At 60.3% G+C, this 15,411-nt stretch carries 6 protein-coding genes; 1 reads left to right on the plus strand and 5 read right to left on the minus strand.

Annotated elements, in window-relative coordinates; all coding sequences use genetic code 11:
* Positions 1-202: 202 nt before the first annotated feature.
* Both CXQ92_RS03990 and CXQ92_RS18035 read right to left on the minus strand, forming a co-directional pair.
* On the minus strand, positions 203-3,889 hold the full coding sequence (locus CXQ92_RS03990; RefSeq protein ID WP_146067377.1) for a hypothetical protein: 3,687 nt from the start codon (positions 3,887-3,889) through the stop codon (positions 203-205).
* Positions 3,890-4,691: 802 nt separating this feature from the next.
* The gene (locus CXQ92_RS18035; protein WP_181033541.1) at positions 4,692-5,267 is read right to left on the minus strand and encodes a hypothetical protein; all 576 of its coding nucleotides are present in this window, start codon (positions 5,265-5,267) and stop codon (positions 4,692-4,694) included.
* A 210-nt stretch (positions 5,268-5,477) separates the two neighbouring features.
* Here CXQ92_RS18035 and CXQ92_RS04000 point away from each other — a divergent pair, with 210 nt between their 5' ends.
* Positions 5,478-8,150, plus strand: coding sequence for a heparinase II/III family protein (locus tag CXQ92_RS04000; protein WP_181033542.1), 2,673 nt, complete (start codon positions 5,478-5,480; stop codon positions 8,148-8,150).
* Positions 8,151-8,215: 65 nt separating this feature from the next.
* Here CXQ92_RS04000 and CXQ92_RS04005 read toward each other — a convergent pair whose 3' ends face one another.
* From CXQ92_RS04005 to wecC, 3 genes are read right to left on the minus strand one after another with little or no spacing between them, the layout of a single operon-like run.
* The gene (locus CXQ92_RS04005; RefSeq protein WP_181033543.1) at positions 8,216-9,544 is read right to left on the minus strand and encodes a glycosyltransferase family 25 protein; all 1,329 of its coding nucleotides are present in this window, start codon (positions 9,542-9,544) and stop codon (positions 8,216-8,218) included.
* Between the two features lie 5 nt (positions 9,545-9,549).
* A complete protein-coding gene (locus tag CXQ92_RS04010) occupies positions 9,550-14,115 on the minus strand; it encodes a glycosyltransferase (RefSeq protein WP_104165455.1) in 4,566 nt (1,521 codons plus the stop codon).
* Positions 14,116-14,156: 41 nt separating this feature from the next.
* Positions 14,157-15,407, minus strand: coding sequence for a UDP-N-acetyl-D-mannosamine dehydrogenase (gene wecC / locus CXQ92_RS04015; protein WP_104165457.1), 1,251 nt, complete (start codon positions 15,405-15,407; stop codon positions 14,157-14,159).
* Positions 15,408-15,411 lie beyond the last annotated feature (4 nt).

Consider the following 15,411-nt stretch of genomic DNA (forward strand, 5'->3'; position numbering starts at 1 on the left):
TGCGAATCGGTCGATACTTGCTTCCTCGTGTGGACCGCAACGTCCGCAGAATTGACAGGATAATTTTTAGTAGCAGAACGTGCCCGAAGGTGGCGGATGGGGGGCCCAACCGCCCGCAATGAGACGCCCATGGATATGTGACTGAACTGGCTGCACGAGATGCGCTGCAGACTGACTGTACGGTAGCTGAATGCAGCCAACGTCAACTGGGGTAGATCCAGGTCAGGTGCCTGAGTGGGCCATCATTGCACCCCGCCTCGCGTAAGGCGAGCGAGGGGAAGGTTCCGCTGTCCGAGAGTTCAAGTATTGATGTTCCTCGGAGTTCTCCGTCACGAAGAGACCGTGCCGACAGATGGTCCCATTCGCCGAATTTCGTTGCGTACAGCAGGTCTTCGTAGTAGCTGTTCAGTGGTACCTGATCGAGTTGACCGATCCATGTGCCCATCGGCACGTCGTCAAGGCTCTGATGCAGCGTGATTCCCTCATGAGCGAGCGTCCGCACGAATGACGCCGGTGGATTGAAGGCAACAATTCCGGCTGGCATAACGGTTTGGTCGAGTATTGATGTCAGCAGATCGAGGTCTGCGCTTTCCGCGGTCAGGACGTACTTCTGCTGGGTTTCAAGCGACACGTTCATACCGGCGGTGCGGAACATTATCGCCAGCGCATGCTCCGCCAAGTGAGATCGAGCCACAGAACGCAACTGCTTCCAGCTGTCCTCCAACCGATCGTTCTCATTATTCATCCACCTCTTCAACAGGTGCTGCCAACGCTCTGGTGAACCCGACGCCTCGATATCCTCGATCTGCTCACATATCCCCCGCCCTTTCCCGCTGAGCACCAAGGAGCCGCTCGCCGCCACTTCGACGACGCGCCGCGAGAACATGGTGGGAGAGTCGCTCACCGAGTTGACGTTGATGTTCACAGGGTGTGCCTTATACACGTCGAGCACGTCGGCGTACGACACTCCCGGTCGCACATGCGGCGCGAGATCATCTGGGAAGTGGTACGGGGTGTTTGCCACATTCACCTGGCGATCGTATATTGCAAGACCGAACGGACTCGCCGTATCGAGCATGGCGCTCAGCTCCTCCGACCGGTCCTTGAAGCGCTGCCCGTAGAAAGTCCCCGCGAAGCTAGCTGAGTGCTCGTACGGGCGATTCGCTGGTAGGGGGTTATGAATCTCGGGAGATGCGTAAAAGGGCATTGACGCGACAGTCTTATTGACGGATTGCTCGTTCTGCCAGTACCGACCTATGACATCGGCATCCGTCGTGAAAACGTGGTCCATAAGAGCTGCCGTTTTACGGAACGCTCCGAAGTGGACTGGATCCTCCTTATTCCAGAATAGGAGTGGGACGCCAAGCTTCCGTGCGACTTTGACGATACGGAGGATGTCCTCGTCCTGATCCGCGTAGTGAGCAATGCCTCGATACCACTCCCTGCCATGGCCCTCCCACGCAGACTCGACGAACACCGCATCCAGATTGAGGGTGGCGACTTCGAGATACCCTTCAGCCCTTGACAGACGAAAACTGTTGAAGGAGTTGGCGATTGTGGCAGAAGTGAAGTCGTCAGCGATGATTCCCACTCGGAGCTGCTTGAGCGCGCTACCAGGGTGGGTAGCTAGAGATAGCGAGTAGTGTCGCGATGCTCGTTCCGACCACGCAGTTGGATCCTCACCGGTCGCCCAAGTTGCGTCTGCCTCTGCAAGAACGACGCTGTCAACATATGGATCGACCGCCAAGCTGTCGAGTTCGGCGTCGCAGACGAACGGGACGCCTATGCGCCGTGCGGCGATCAATGCGGGGAGAGCGATCGAGTACTCGCGTCTAGCACGCACGAATGCCGGCCGGAAGATGCGTGCCTGCCGGACGAGAGCGTCTGCAGCTGTGAGAACGTACTGATCGAAGGACACATCACTGATACCAACCAGAGGCACGTACACCATCTCCGGCCCTTCGCAGTCTTGTGCTCTTAGATTTGTCGCTACTGATTGCTCCGAGGAAGTGAAACCAACCGCCTGAGTAACTGCAGCGAACCGAACATGCGAGTTTGCAGGTGCGGCTGCCGTAGCGTAGTCCAGCTGTTCCTGTGAAGCGAACGTTGTCAGAATCGCGGGTTCAACGACGTGCAGGACCCGGCGACGATCCGGAAGGTAGGCTGCCCCTTCAGCGCGTTTAGGGATCTGCAACGAACCCTTTCGTATCGCTTGTACGGCGGATGTGCGAAGTGTGGCGGAGAGCAGAGATGCTGGTAGGGACCGGACCAGCTCGGGGTGCGATTGAACCAGCGACTCGACCGCCTCGTCATGGCCGTCCCTGAGCAGCACCGAGATCAACCGCCCGAGGCCCCTGCTCGTTGGAGACTGCAGAAAAAGATGCTTCATCCGCTCGACCGTAATCGAAAGAGGTACCGCCTCGCGCGGCCGTAGAGCAGCCGAAGCCAGCAAATGAAGCCAACGGTCGCCGACAGGCAGAATATCGTACCCAGAAGCGCGCACCTGCGCCTCCGATGAGGCGGCCGTAAAACTGTCTGTTGAACGATTGGTCTCGATGATGTGATTGGCCGCCTCTTCCGTGCTGGAATGAACCCAGGTAGGACCGAAGATTTCGTTCGCGCCCTCCCTCTGCCAAACCACCGGAACAGCACCGGAAGCCATGCCCTCCACCGGAGCTAGGTGAAAAGTTTCTCGGGTGCTCGGCGAAAGAACCCACCCGATCTTCTGGAACCACCTGCCCATGTCGGGCCCAAATTCTTCGAACACAACACGGCTTCGCAGTCTGGGATTCGAGGCTATGCGATCGTAGAAGGCCTCATATGCGTCACGGACGTCGAGGTTGTCCCACATCCACTTGTACTGCCATGGCGACCGTCCTCTGATGTGCAGCGTGTACCGGCGGTCCGACTCCAGAAGCAATTCGAGTAGGTCGAGAGCCCTGTCCGGCCGTTTCAGTATTGGCACTATCCCGGCGATACCTAGGTGAAAGCGCGCCCCCTCCATCTTCTGTCTTTGAAGATCGAGGGCATCGACCGCATTGGGTATGACAGCGGTCCTCTCGATAGGCCATCCCAAGGCCTCGATAACCTGATCGCGATAGAACTCGGAGACAAAGACGAACATGTCGACGTTTGCGAAGTTGACGTCTTTTATCCAGTCCGAATACAATTCATAGCCATGGAAGCGAACGACCAAGAACTGGGTTTCCTTCTTCTCCCAGGAATACCAGACCGCGTTGTGCGAGGCAAATTCGCAGAAAATCACGTTCGCCCAATCAAGCAGTAACTCGCTTCGCGCTTCGTCCTGGACATTTTGCTTTTCCCAGAGATCTGCTCGTAGCTCTACGTCTGAGCGCGCTGCGAGCATCCCAAGAAGCTCACCCGCGAACTTGAAGTCATGACCAGCAAAGAGGATCCTCGACCGATCCCCTAAGAATTCAGGTCCGGACAATCGGGGCAGGGCCTTGGAGAGTTCGAGGGCGAATTGCTGGCGCACCGCATCACTCGAAGAATCATGGAGAACGGCGCTAGCGCCACTACTGGCCCATGGAACTACTACAGTCTTGGCGGTCGCTTCTGGGAAACGCGCCTCGAGCAGACCCCTACTGCCCTCGTCCGCAACGATCAGGCGAGATGCACCGGACAGCACTGCCATAGCTAGAGGTTCCCTCAGACGCTGAAGGTCGTCGACGCCGTCGAAGTCGACCACCTGCCAAACCTTCGGTGCCATTGTTTTGCTTTGGAGGCAGTGGTGACCGGTGTCCATGTCGCCGACGACTATGACAGCGCAATCAAGCTGCTCAGACGCCACTAGAACATGCCAAGCGGCGTAACGAGGAAGCACGACCTCTTGATAGAGATGGTGAGGGGCTGGCACAGCCTCGATCACACTTACATGCTCACTCCTGCCGCGCGGCAGAGCGAAACTCGATGTCCCAGGTGGCGAGTAGTGCAGAAGAATGAAGTGAGTGTCAGACGTCGCAGCATCGACGGCTAATTGATACTTGTGCTCGAAATCGCGCTCGACTCCAAGATCGCACGACAGCAATATCCGTCGACTAGCGAAACTGAGGTTCACGATAGTGCCCAATTGATGGGCTGGATCATCGATCAAAGAGGGTCGGCTCGAATCCCAGGCTGTATGGTCTCGACCGGGTGGCATGAGGGAAAATATCCTGCGCCCGCCCTGAGAAGGTACTGCGGCTGCTAGTTCTCGCCTAAGATCGTCACTCCCGACGATCACGCGCCAAGCCCCGTCCGTTACCTCAGACAGGTAGGGCCGCCCGGCTCGACCTTTTTCAAGTTGGGCCTTCAGCTCGAGATTCGGGAGTACCGCGAAGAGGAGCGGGGCGACGCGCGGGTGTGCGGCAAGGCACCTCGAAATTGATAGCCCTCTCGAAAAGATCGCGGAAGCGCGCGTAAATTCATCGCCATTCGCTACAGACAACGCGAATTGCTCGGGAGTCTCCAGTCCATCAGCTGTCGGCGGTATATCGACGAGCGGCTCCGATGCCCAATGTGATTCGGCAGCCTCGCGATCCTGGGGCGCCTGGAAAATCAGCGAAACGCGGTATCCGCGCTCCGTAATACTGCGAATGAGCAACTCATCCAAGTCTCGATCCTCAGGACCGAGGATAGTGCCGCCGCAATATATGATGTCGCGCCCGGTCGGGAGAGTGGCTTCGGATGTGTTAGGCATTCTTCCCAAATTTCTGCGCTAGTTCGTAGATTGCGCTTCGGCGAGGCATCTCGGGGACACGTTCAAAGAAGTCGGTGCTGGGGAAATGGAGTGAGCCGATTTGACGTAGCTTCTCCGTGTGCAGCTGCGGAGCCCTGCCGTTGTCGATGAAGATCACTGTCGCTTGGCGCTCGGAGGCCCAAGGTATGATTCCCTGCAACTCCTCGAACATGGTTCCGCCAGCCGCTTGCTCCGCCCCGAACCATTGCCCCTGCACGAATGCATCCCGATGAATGACCACCACGTGCGGGTCGTGATCGCGCAACGTCTGCCGAATGAACGACGGCGCCAGCGGCATCGTCATATAGTGTGCTTCGATTTCACGCTCAAGCTCGTCGTGTACGATTGTTGCAATCTTTTGCCGCGAGGGAGATGGAGACGAAGAAAAATAGCCGAAGCGGAGCATGTCCGCGGTCGGGGTGGCGTCCGGATTCGGCGGCGATGGAGTAGAGGATCTTCCTCTTCTTGCGAGAAGCGGCGCTATATGCCCAATCACTGGTTCGACCCGAATATCGTTCGCGTGCTGCATAAAACCACCCTCGTATGTCCTACAGGTCACCACCGAGCACTCTACCCGTCGCGACGCGCGTTCCTGGCGTTCAGTCCACGAGTGGGCCCGTGTCTCGTGGTCCTAGTGCCGACCTCGGCCGCACAGCTGATTAGACTTGCCAAGGACCAAAGCGCAGATCATCGATTTCAGAGCGCGGAGGTGGTCAGCACGACATGCCGAGGGAGAACGTTGGATACTGAATGGCTTACTGCGATGCGGCCGGAAGTTGTTGCCCAGCTGCCCTCGACAGCAGGCGAGGCGGCTCGCCGGCGTGCGGCCTCCTTCGTTGACCAGGAGCTGATTTCATCCGTCGCCTTCGGAGACCTGAGGTTCGACGATGGGCGCATTTGGCGGCAAGACCAGCCGCGCAGCCAGGGAAGATACGTTCACGGTTTCTTGTTCTTTAGTGACTGGACCAAAACGCTTCTAGCTGATGTGACCACGGCAAGTGCTGCTGCCGCGGCCGCTCGACGTATCGTGAGGACATGGTCAGAAATGCATCGACATGTTTCCCGCGCGACCGAGATGGCTTTTCACGATGAAACTACTGCGCAACGACTGATTAACCTCATTGCTCTTGACCACGCCTTTCGCAACAGCGGATCGGCCCTCGACGAACGCGGTTTCGACGTTTTGATGTGCGAGACCGCGGAGATTCTTGCCCAAGAGAGCTTTCACTCGACCGGGAACAATCACGGAATGTTCCAGGATCTGGCGCTGCTGTACTGGAGCATAATGGCTACGGACGAGCAGGAGAAGCGGCGGTTAAGCTACTTCCACCTCTCCATGAAGCGGCTGAAGACCTATTTCGAATCATGCTTCACGGTTGACGGAGTTCACGTGGAGAACTCCCCCACCTATCACCTCATGGTGAGCAGGCAACTTGGAAATGTTCGGAAGATAGCCGTCGCTGCGGCCCATGCAGATGTCGTTTACTACGACAAGCTGATTCTCAACGCTGAACGGTATGCCACTCACGCGCTCATGCCAAGCGGAACATATCCGCCGGTCAGTGATACGCAACAGAATAGGATAGCAACGAGCGGTGCGAACACCGTCTTTCAAAGCGGCGATTTCGAGTACGCATCGACACGAGGCAATCGGGGAAGTTGTCCGGTGGAACGGACGCTTGTCCTACCCGACTCTGGGTACGCCATCTACCGGAGCGCGTGGGGTGATCCGGATGCGACGTTCGCCTTCTTCTCGGCTGCCTATAATGCGGACTACCACAAGCATTCTGACGACCTCAGCTTCTTTCTTCGCAGCAAGGGTGTGGATCTGCTGAGTGAGTCCGGGCCCTACAGCTACGACTACAAAGACCCGTTCTCCAGATACGCGTACTCTCAGTTTGCCCACAATAGCCTTGTAGTAGACGATATCAGCCTGCCTAGGACTGACCAGCGGGCAGAAACGGTATTGCTACGGACTCTGGAGGAGCGTCCCGACGGCTTCACCGTCGAGGGTACCAATGGTCGCTACGACGACGTCGTCCATCGCCGGATTGTGGACGTACGCGAGCAGGCCGGGGTGCCCGAGTTCGATCTGACCGACGAGATCCTCAGTGAGAACGAGCACACCTACCAGTTGCTTTGGAATATTGGCGTCGACGTGTCGGTGGTGCTACACGGCCAAGGCTTCGAACTCTTCCACGGGGGCAAGAAGGTGATGGACCTTCTCATCGAAGCAGACGTTCCGACGTCGCTCAGTCTTCATGAGGGAGTCAAGAAGCCACGTCCGCTCGGGTGGCGCTTCCCTAAGTTCGGGGAGGCCGTCCCTGCGAAAGTCATAGCGGTCTCGTTCAACGGCCAAAGCGCCTGCGTGAAAACGAGAATCCGGTTCGGAGAATTCAGCTACAGCTCGCGCCTCTCCCCTGATTCCTCCGGTTGGTCGCGCTTCTTGGGCGAGGTACCCCTGAACTACCAGTTCCGACCAGGAAGCAGCGCAAGAGGCAGAGAGTATCTTGCCGTCGTCTTCAGTGCTATCAATGAGCCCGGAGACTTCACCTACAACTACAAGGCCACGGTCGACGAAGTCGATATCAGCGCCCTGTACATCCTCGACGACTTCGGCGACCAAGGAGCCTACTACCACTCCGATCACCGGTCCGAGGCAATCTTCCGCTCAGTCCAAGCACTGATCGACTGGATAGCGCGGAAGCACAATGTCCCTCCGGACAAGCTTGTCGCCGTCGGCTCCTCCAAGGGGGGCACCGCTGCCCTGATTCACGGGATGGCTTTCCCCTTCGGGCGGATCATTGTGGGCGCCCCCCAAACCCATATCGGCAGCTTTGTTGCCGGCCCGCATCCGAACATTTTGCAGTTCATGGCCGGAGGGACATCGGAGCAGGACATCGAGCACCTCGACGGCATCGTGCAGCGTGTTGCCCTCAGCGCTGACCGCATCCCTCCAACGTCGATTCTCGTGGGGCAGAATGACCACCACCTCCGACACCACGTCGAACCACTCGTGGCGGAGCTCACGGCTATGGGTCTTCCTGCGCCGTCCGTGACTGCGCTTTCGGACCTGTCGCATGCTGACATCGGATCGGTCTATCGTTTGTTTCTCGCGGCGAATCTGGAACAGTTCGTCAGTGGGAAGAATGAGGAGGCGCTGCCTTACCGGCTGACGTCCACCGAGGACTCCGGAATTGTGCGGCTCAAGGTACACGCGCCGTCGGATGTCCAACTCGCATTCAAGCTGTTCCGTGACGGGGACCTCCTGGCAAGACGCGGCTACTCAGACCGTCAGGTCGTGCTGTTCAGGGACTTGGCTCCAGGAAGATATCGCATCCGCGTGTACGAACGGCCCGCCGGCGAAGGTGAGCCGACCGCCTTCACGACTCACTGGATCGCGTTGGAGTGAAGCCGCGGTACACCCGGGAGTGAATGGAGCTTTCGTCGAGGCCCAAGGACTAGGGTGGCGCGGACCTACAGGGCGTGGCCGCCCAGACGGCCGATCGTAGAGTCTCCGAAGTCCATACTGGCTACCAGTGGGAAGTCCAGGCACCTGATATCCAGGGTCGGAGCATAGCTACTCGTTCGGCGGACAGCCAGACCGACCGTCTGGGCGATGCTCTGCGGAACCAATCCCGGTGCGATGCCGTAGGCAGCAAGCTGGCTGTCGATGTGGCTGAGTACTTTGTCCGCTGTGACGGCCTCGATGAGCTTTTCGGCCCCCCTTCTGGAAATCATGTACCCATCCGTGCCCCAACCGCGGGCCGTGTCCGGTTTAGTTCCGAGCGTCTCCCAAAGTGAGCTGATCCCAGTGGACAGCAAGCCGGCCGGAACCGCGGACATTCGTTCGTTGACGAACAGGACATCGAATGACCCAGCGCTTTCCGCCAGCGCCGACAGGTTGTGCCAGGTGTAGGGCAGCCCGTCGTCCTCCAAAATCAAGGCGTGGCTGTCCGAGCCGTCGATAAACCTCTCCCACATAGAGAAGTGTCCGAGGGCGCATCCGAGCGCACCCTTCCCGATCTGCCGTCCTCGGTGGGCTGTGACCTCCGTGAGCTCGGCAGGCGAGAGGATGCGCCCATCCACACCCTCATGCCGAGACGGGCGCACGTCGAATTTCCCATAGAGATGGTTCAGCAAGGAAAGCTTCCGCTCATCTTCGGGCATGTTCAGAACGTAGACGGGCACCTCGGAGTCCTGCCCACGGTAGTGATGCGCGATTTCTGCTCGCTTGGCCAACGTCCTGTCGCCGATGGCGCTCCGGTAGAGTCCCCTGTGGGTGAGCACGCGGTCGACGTACGGCCAGAAGCCGCAGACGGCGGCCAGCTCAGCCAACTTGAGCCCGACGGGAGAGGATGCAATCTGCTCGCTCACCTCATCCACGGTGCCCAGATGCTCCACGGCGCCGTCGACCCGATCAGCCGCAATCATCGTCTCCACGAGAAAGACGGAGATCTGGGTGTTCTGCGGCCATCGAGCATGAGCTTTCGCAAGGAAGTCGGCGGCACGCCGGTAGTCACCGGCACGCCTCGCAGCCAACATTCCGGAGGTGGCGTAAAGGTCCGCTCCAAGACCGCTTCCCAGAAGTTCCTCCAATCGGTCCATGGCCGCTGACAGTCCGTGGACGGCCCGCACGTAATGGATGTAGTTGCGGAAATCCACGCGCGCCCCGTTGGTGACCGCTGAACCAAGTCCCGAGAAACGGCGGACGAGATCCCGGGCATGAAGATCGAAGGCACGCTGTTTCCCGGGGTCCATCTCCCTCTCGTAGGTGAGCTGCCGGCCGAATTCCTTGGAATCCATGGCGGTCATCGTCCGACTATCGAAGACTTGAGCTGGTCGAGCACGAGACTACTCGAGAAATTCTGAGCTGCGTAGGCTTGCGCCTCGCAGGCTGCCAGCGACCACGCCTCGTGTGAAGCCGTCTTGTCCAGGATGCGCTTGACCAGGTCCTTCGGCTGAGCGCCCATCCACGAGACCGGGTAGATCTGGTCGGCTCCTGCCCAGGCGAGCGAAACCGGCAGCGCGCCCGATGCTGCACCATCTGCCAGAGTGAGATGGAACGACTCGAAATCGCTCACGGAGATCACGGTCCCGATCTTGCGATACCAGGACGCCATGTCGTCTCCCTGGGGGTCGAATGTCACCGCCCCTTGCAGGAGCGGATCCTCCTCGATCCTGCGGTACTGCTGCACGTAATACGCGAGCTCATCTTGACGGGTTGCCATCCACGGGAAGTCCTCCGGACGCTTTCCCTTGACGAACAGGGAGTAGCGTTCGTCAGTTGAGCGCAGGTCACGCAGCACGTCCAGCGCCAGGTCGAGCCGCTTCCGCTGCGGCACCATCCCCACAAATCCAAGATTCCATCGGGCGTCGGCGGACTTGTGCTGCTTCAGACCTAGGACGTCGACGACGTTCGGAATGACACGGATCTTGTCTCGGGGCACCCCGAAATCCCGCTCCGCGATGCTCGCGATGTGCTGGCCGACGAAGATGAATTGGTCGACGGCGCGGACATCGACCTGTTTCAGATACGGGGTGTGAATCTCCTGGAGGTGAACGCGACAGATCAGTTGCTGATCGGGTCTCTTGTTGCGGGAGAACCATACGGCGTTGCCGAGGGTCCATTCGCAGAAGATGACGTCTGCTTCGGCGAGCTTCGTCCGGCTCCCCTCCTCGTCGTGCTGCGAGTGTCCCTGCCAATGGTCGATCAGAACGCGATGTCCTTCTGATTCGAGGGCTGCAATGATTCCGCGGGCAAACTTGAGATCGTGCCCTGCCACGAGGATGCAGAGCGGGCGCTCCCTGGCCGCAGTCAGGGAGCCTTCTGGGCGGTCGTCCTGCATCGATACTCGCCGACGAAGCACCAGAGGCTGGGCCGACGCATCAGCGTTCAAGGCAAGGAGGTCCGCCGCAGGCGGCTTGGCGTCGCCGTCGTCGTCGAGATGACTGAGCCCTCGCCCCGGCACGGAGATGGTGTCCTCTGCAAACCGCGCGGAACTCCAGCGATAGAATTTCCGTGAATGAAGGAGGTCCTCGTAGAAGGTTCGGTCGATACGGGTCGGTCGGAGGTGTCCAAGCAGCGACACGCCGGAATTCACGAGGCCTGCCACAGCGTCGGGGGAATGAGTCTGAACCGTGACACCCTCGACGCTCACGGAGGCCGTCAGCGAGGCCGCGTCTTCAACGAGGAGCACCGACGGCCGGACGCTTTGGTTCACCAGTTGCTCCAGAAGTGCTGGAGTCAGAACCGGAACAACAAGGGCGTACTTTTCGAGCGCAGGCATCTGTACCTCGAGCCCAGCGGTGCGGAGAACGTAGGCCAGGCGATGCGCCGCGGTGTGGCTGCGAAACACTGTGCGCATTGCTCGCCACGCGTCCGCATTCCTCGCCCCTTCGTTGGTCATCCAGTAGGAGACGAGCGCGCGGGCCGCTGATTTTTCCTCGACCACCGGAATTGCTCCGTCGAAGAGTCGTTCGACGCCGCGCCCTGGTCCGCTGATGACGCAATTTCCACTCGCGGCGATTTCGAACACGCGTCGGGAGAACATGGTGCCGGATGCCCTGACCGAGTTGACGTTCAGGTGCACCGGATGTGTCTTGTACGCCTCGACCATCTCGGTGTAGGAAAGTCCCCCTCGCACATAAGGGACCAGACCTGCCGGGAAGCGATATGGGCTGTCGGGGTTCTCGAACTGCCGGTCGTAGATGGTCAGTCCCGACGGCACAGATGCGTCCAGCAGCCGATGGAGCTGGCCCGACCGCTCCTTGTAACGATCACCGTAGTACGATCCCGCGTAGCAGACGGTGTGCGAGTATGGCCGGGCGCCCATCATCGGGTTATGGAGCGCTGGTTGGGCGTAGAAGGGCAGTGACGCCACGGACTTGAGGTGAGGTCCCGCTGCCTTCAGGTAGGTAGGAATCGATCCGTCGTCACTGGTGAAGACGTACTCGAATTCTTGGGCGGTCCGCTTGAACCGGTTGATGTGGACCGGATCCTCTTTGTTCCAGAAGATAGTTGGGATAGCGTGCTCCCGGCAGTGGGCAACGAGGGCTGCCAGGTCGGCGAAGGAATCGTCATCGTAGTAGCCGACCTTGCCCCGCCAGAGGCCGTCATTACCCTCCCACGCCGACTCGACGAACAGCGCATCGATGGGAGTCGAGGTTAGTTGGCGCTCCCACTTGTCGGGGTCCAGCACCAGGAGGCCGATGTCGGGCCCAAGCCCGGCCCGGGTGAATTCATCGGCGATGATCCCCAGGGTCAAGCCACCGAGATCCGCTCCTTTTGCCGTGGATGGAGGTAGGGCGTCGGCGATGAATCGCAGAGCGGTTGCACCGACCTGATCCCATGTCCGCTCGCCGACGGTCCATAGCCGCGCCCGACGTCCCATCACCTGGCCCTGTTCCGGGTTGCTCGCGAGATCCTCGAGAACCGCAGCGAGGTGCTCCGCGTTGCCCGCTTGGAAGAGCCGGGCACGCTCGCCATCGGAGCCGGCAAGATCTCGAAGCGGAGCGAGATCAGAGAGCACTACAGCCTTGCCGGCTGCCATGGCCTCAAGGGGCTTCAAGGGGGGGACCATCTCGGTGACCGGAAGGGAAAGCCTCGGGCAGGGCATGATGTCGAAGACGCTGACAAAGCGCGCCACCTCGACGGCCGGCACCCTCCCGGTGAAGATCACGGAATCGCTGAGTCCGCCCTCTTCCACGGTGCTCTTGAGTGCGGCAAGCGCCGGGCCGTCTCCGACGATGACCGTCGTCGTCCTGACTCCTCGATCGAGGAGGAGTCGCACTGCAGAAAGGAGAGTCTGCAAGCCCTCGTACTCCACCAGACTTCCCGCATAGCCGATGACCGGGCGCCCCGGCTCGAGCTTGAGACTGGCGAGAGTACCCTTGTGTGGCGGCATGTCCGTGAACTCGTCGGTGTCGACTGCATTCGGCAGGATGCTGATCTTTCTGGCGTCCGCACCTCTCCTGATGAGTTCGTCGCGCACTTGCGGGGTGATGGCGAGAATGGCGTCGGCATCCGCGGCGACAACCGTCTCGAGCGTTCGCGCGAGCCGGAAACGGTCCGAGGTATCCCAAGCCGGCTTCGTCGATGCCTCGGTGATCTCCCAGAGTCCACGCACCTCGTACGTGAATTGCAGACCCAGGCGTCGGGCAGCAATCAGCGCAGGGAGAGCTGTCACATAATTGGACGCCGCGTGGATACGCTCCACCCGGTTCCGGATAGCCAGCTGGACGTAATGGTCGGCGGCCTCCTGTATGTAGTGGTCCAGCCGGCCCTGGGTCCAGCTCGGGCCATTGCTGAAGTGGTGGACCACCCCGTCGAGGGTCTCCTCGTAGCTCTCCGGTGAGGACGGCGGCCGGTCGGTCTTGACATCCCATGGGTAACCGGGCCTGGCCGCGACCAGAATTTTCCCGCCGGCGTTCCGCAGTCCGCGAATCAACCCGCTCGTTCGCGTGGAATAGCCGTTGGAATTGTAGGGCGACACGCTGTGGGCGCAGTACATGATGCGTCCGCGCTCCGCGTCGTACCCGGCGTTCGGCTGCCGCGGAGGGAGTGAAACCGAGCGTCCGAGGAGTGCCGCCTGACCCATGACAGCATCGATCAGTTGGTTCTCCTTGGGAGCGAGATCAACCAGCACACCAGGATGGGAAGCGATAAGGGCGGCCGGGAAGAGGATCTCACCGAGCACGAAGTAGCAGTGCGAGACAAGCCTGTATACGTTGTGCTTCGACGGGTCGGACTCCACCAACGCCTGCAACTCGGCCTTGCGCGCGATAGGACCGTCGGCCGACAGCTTTGCCACCTTCGGTACGGCCTTCGCCGCCGCGGCTTGCGATGTCGACTGCTTGGGGGCGGATGGGGGGGCTCCCCCAACGCGTGGCGCCGGCGACTGCGGGGGAAGAACCGCGGGGGTCTTCGTCACGTCCGGTGCTGGGGATCCCTGGGAAAGCGCAGCGGGTCCTGCTGCTGGAACAAGGCTTCGGGCGTAGCCCGCCACCGCATCACGCGCTTTCGTGGCACTGCGGGCAGGGGCAGTGGCGGCCGTTCCGATCCGGTAACGCCACGACCCGCGCAACGACTCGAGTGTCCTGCGCAGGCTCTCCCTCTCCTTCCGGAGGCTTTCCTTCTCCTTCTGCAGGGTCTCTTTCTCCCTGCGAAGCACCTCAACCTGGCGGCGGAACCGCACCGCACGCGTCCGCGTTGTTTCGAGATCCTTCGACAGCTTCTCCGCCCTGGTGCGGGTGGCAAGCTCCTTCTTCGTCAGCGCGTGATAGGCACTGATGAAGCCGTCGAGGTCTGCCAGGTACTCGGCGCGTCGGGCAGCCTCAACCGGCGACACGGAGGTCCGCTCGTCTTCGTATTTCACAGGTTCCTTCTGAGGTGTAGGTGAACTGCCGGCTCGGACGGCTAGCGCCAGATCCCTCGTGTGTCGATGACCGCCTTACCCTCGAGCAGCGAACGCTCCAACTCCCTGAAGTCGTCGTGATCGACGAGCAGGAGGACGATGTCCGCGGACTTGATGGCCAGCTCTGTCTCCATTAGTTCCACGTTGCGGAGGTTGCGCAGGGACGCCGGCAGCTCCGCCACGTGCGGCTCGGCCACCAGAATCCGGTTCCCGGGCAGCGTATTTCCGAGCTCGCTGACGATCCCGACGGAAGGGGACTCGCGAAGATCATCGATGTTCGCCTTGAATGCCAGGCCCAGAGTGGCGACTACCGCTTCCGGACCGGCCAGTGCAAGAGCAGCCCGCACTCGGTCCACGACCCACCCTGGCTTTGCATCGTTGGTCAGACGGGCCTGTCGAATGAGCCGCGATTCCTCGGGTGCCGCCGACACGATGAACCACGGGTCGACGGCGATGCAATGTCCGCCGACGCCGGGACCCGGCTGGAGGATATCGACGCGGGGGTGATGATTGGCGAGTTCGATGAGCTCCCATACATCGACCCCGACCTTCTCGCTGATGACGGACAGTTCATTGGCGAATGCGATGTTGACGTCACGGTAGGAGTTCTCGACGAGCTTGGCCATCTCTGCCGTCGTCGCATCGGTGAGGTGGATCTCGCCCTGGCAGAACACGTTGTAGAGCTTGCGCGCCATTTCGGCCGCTTCAGGCGTGATACCTCCGATGATGCGGTCATTGGTGACGAGTTCGATCATCACGCGACCCGGGAGGACCCGCTCAGGGCAGTGCGCAACGTGAAGTACCGGCTTGTCGTTCTCGCCGGTCAGGCTGAGGTCAGGGCGAAGTCGAAGGAGGAAGTCGGCGAGATGCCGGGTTGCACCGGGAGGCGAGGTTGATTCGAGGATGATCAACTCGCCACCCACGAGTTGAGGTGCGATACCCGTGGCAGCCGCCTCGATGTAACTGAGATCGGCCGTCTTGTCGGCGTTGAAAGGCGTCGGTACAGCGAGGATGTAGGCCTCGGCTGCTGGTGTCTCGGTCGTCGCCCGAAGGTTCCCCTGACTGACCGCGCCTGCCACATGGATATTGAGATCCGGTTCGACGAAGGGGACCTCCCCGCGGTTGATCGCAGCAACGTTGGCAAGCTTGATATCCACGCCGACCACGTCGAGACCATTCGTTGCCAGAATCGCGGCGGTCGGAAGACCGATGTAGCCGAGTCCGATGACCGCTACTTTTTCGATGGTATTCATAAGT

The organism is Arthrobacter sp. SX1312, assembly GCF_002929295.1.
GTDB lineage: Bacteria > Actinomycetota > Actinomycetes > Actinomycetales > Micrococcaceae > Arthrobacter_D.

Coding starts and splice junctions, on each gene's coding strand:
- CXQ92_RS18035 (WP_181033541.1), bottom strand. CDS start 5,267: ATGCAGCACGCGAACGATATTCGGGTCGAACCAGTGATTGGGCATATA.
- CXQ92_RS04005 (WP_181033543.1), bottom strand. CDS start 9,544: ATGGATTCCAAGGAATTCGGCCGGCAGCTCACCTACGAGAGGGAGATG.
- wecC (WP_104165457.1), bottom strand. CDS start 15,407: ATGAATACCATCGAAAAAGTAGCGGTCATCGGACTCGGCTACATCGGT.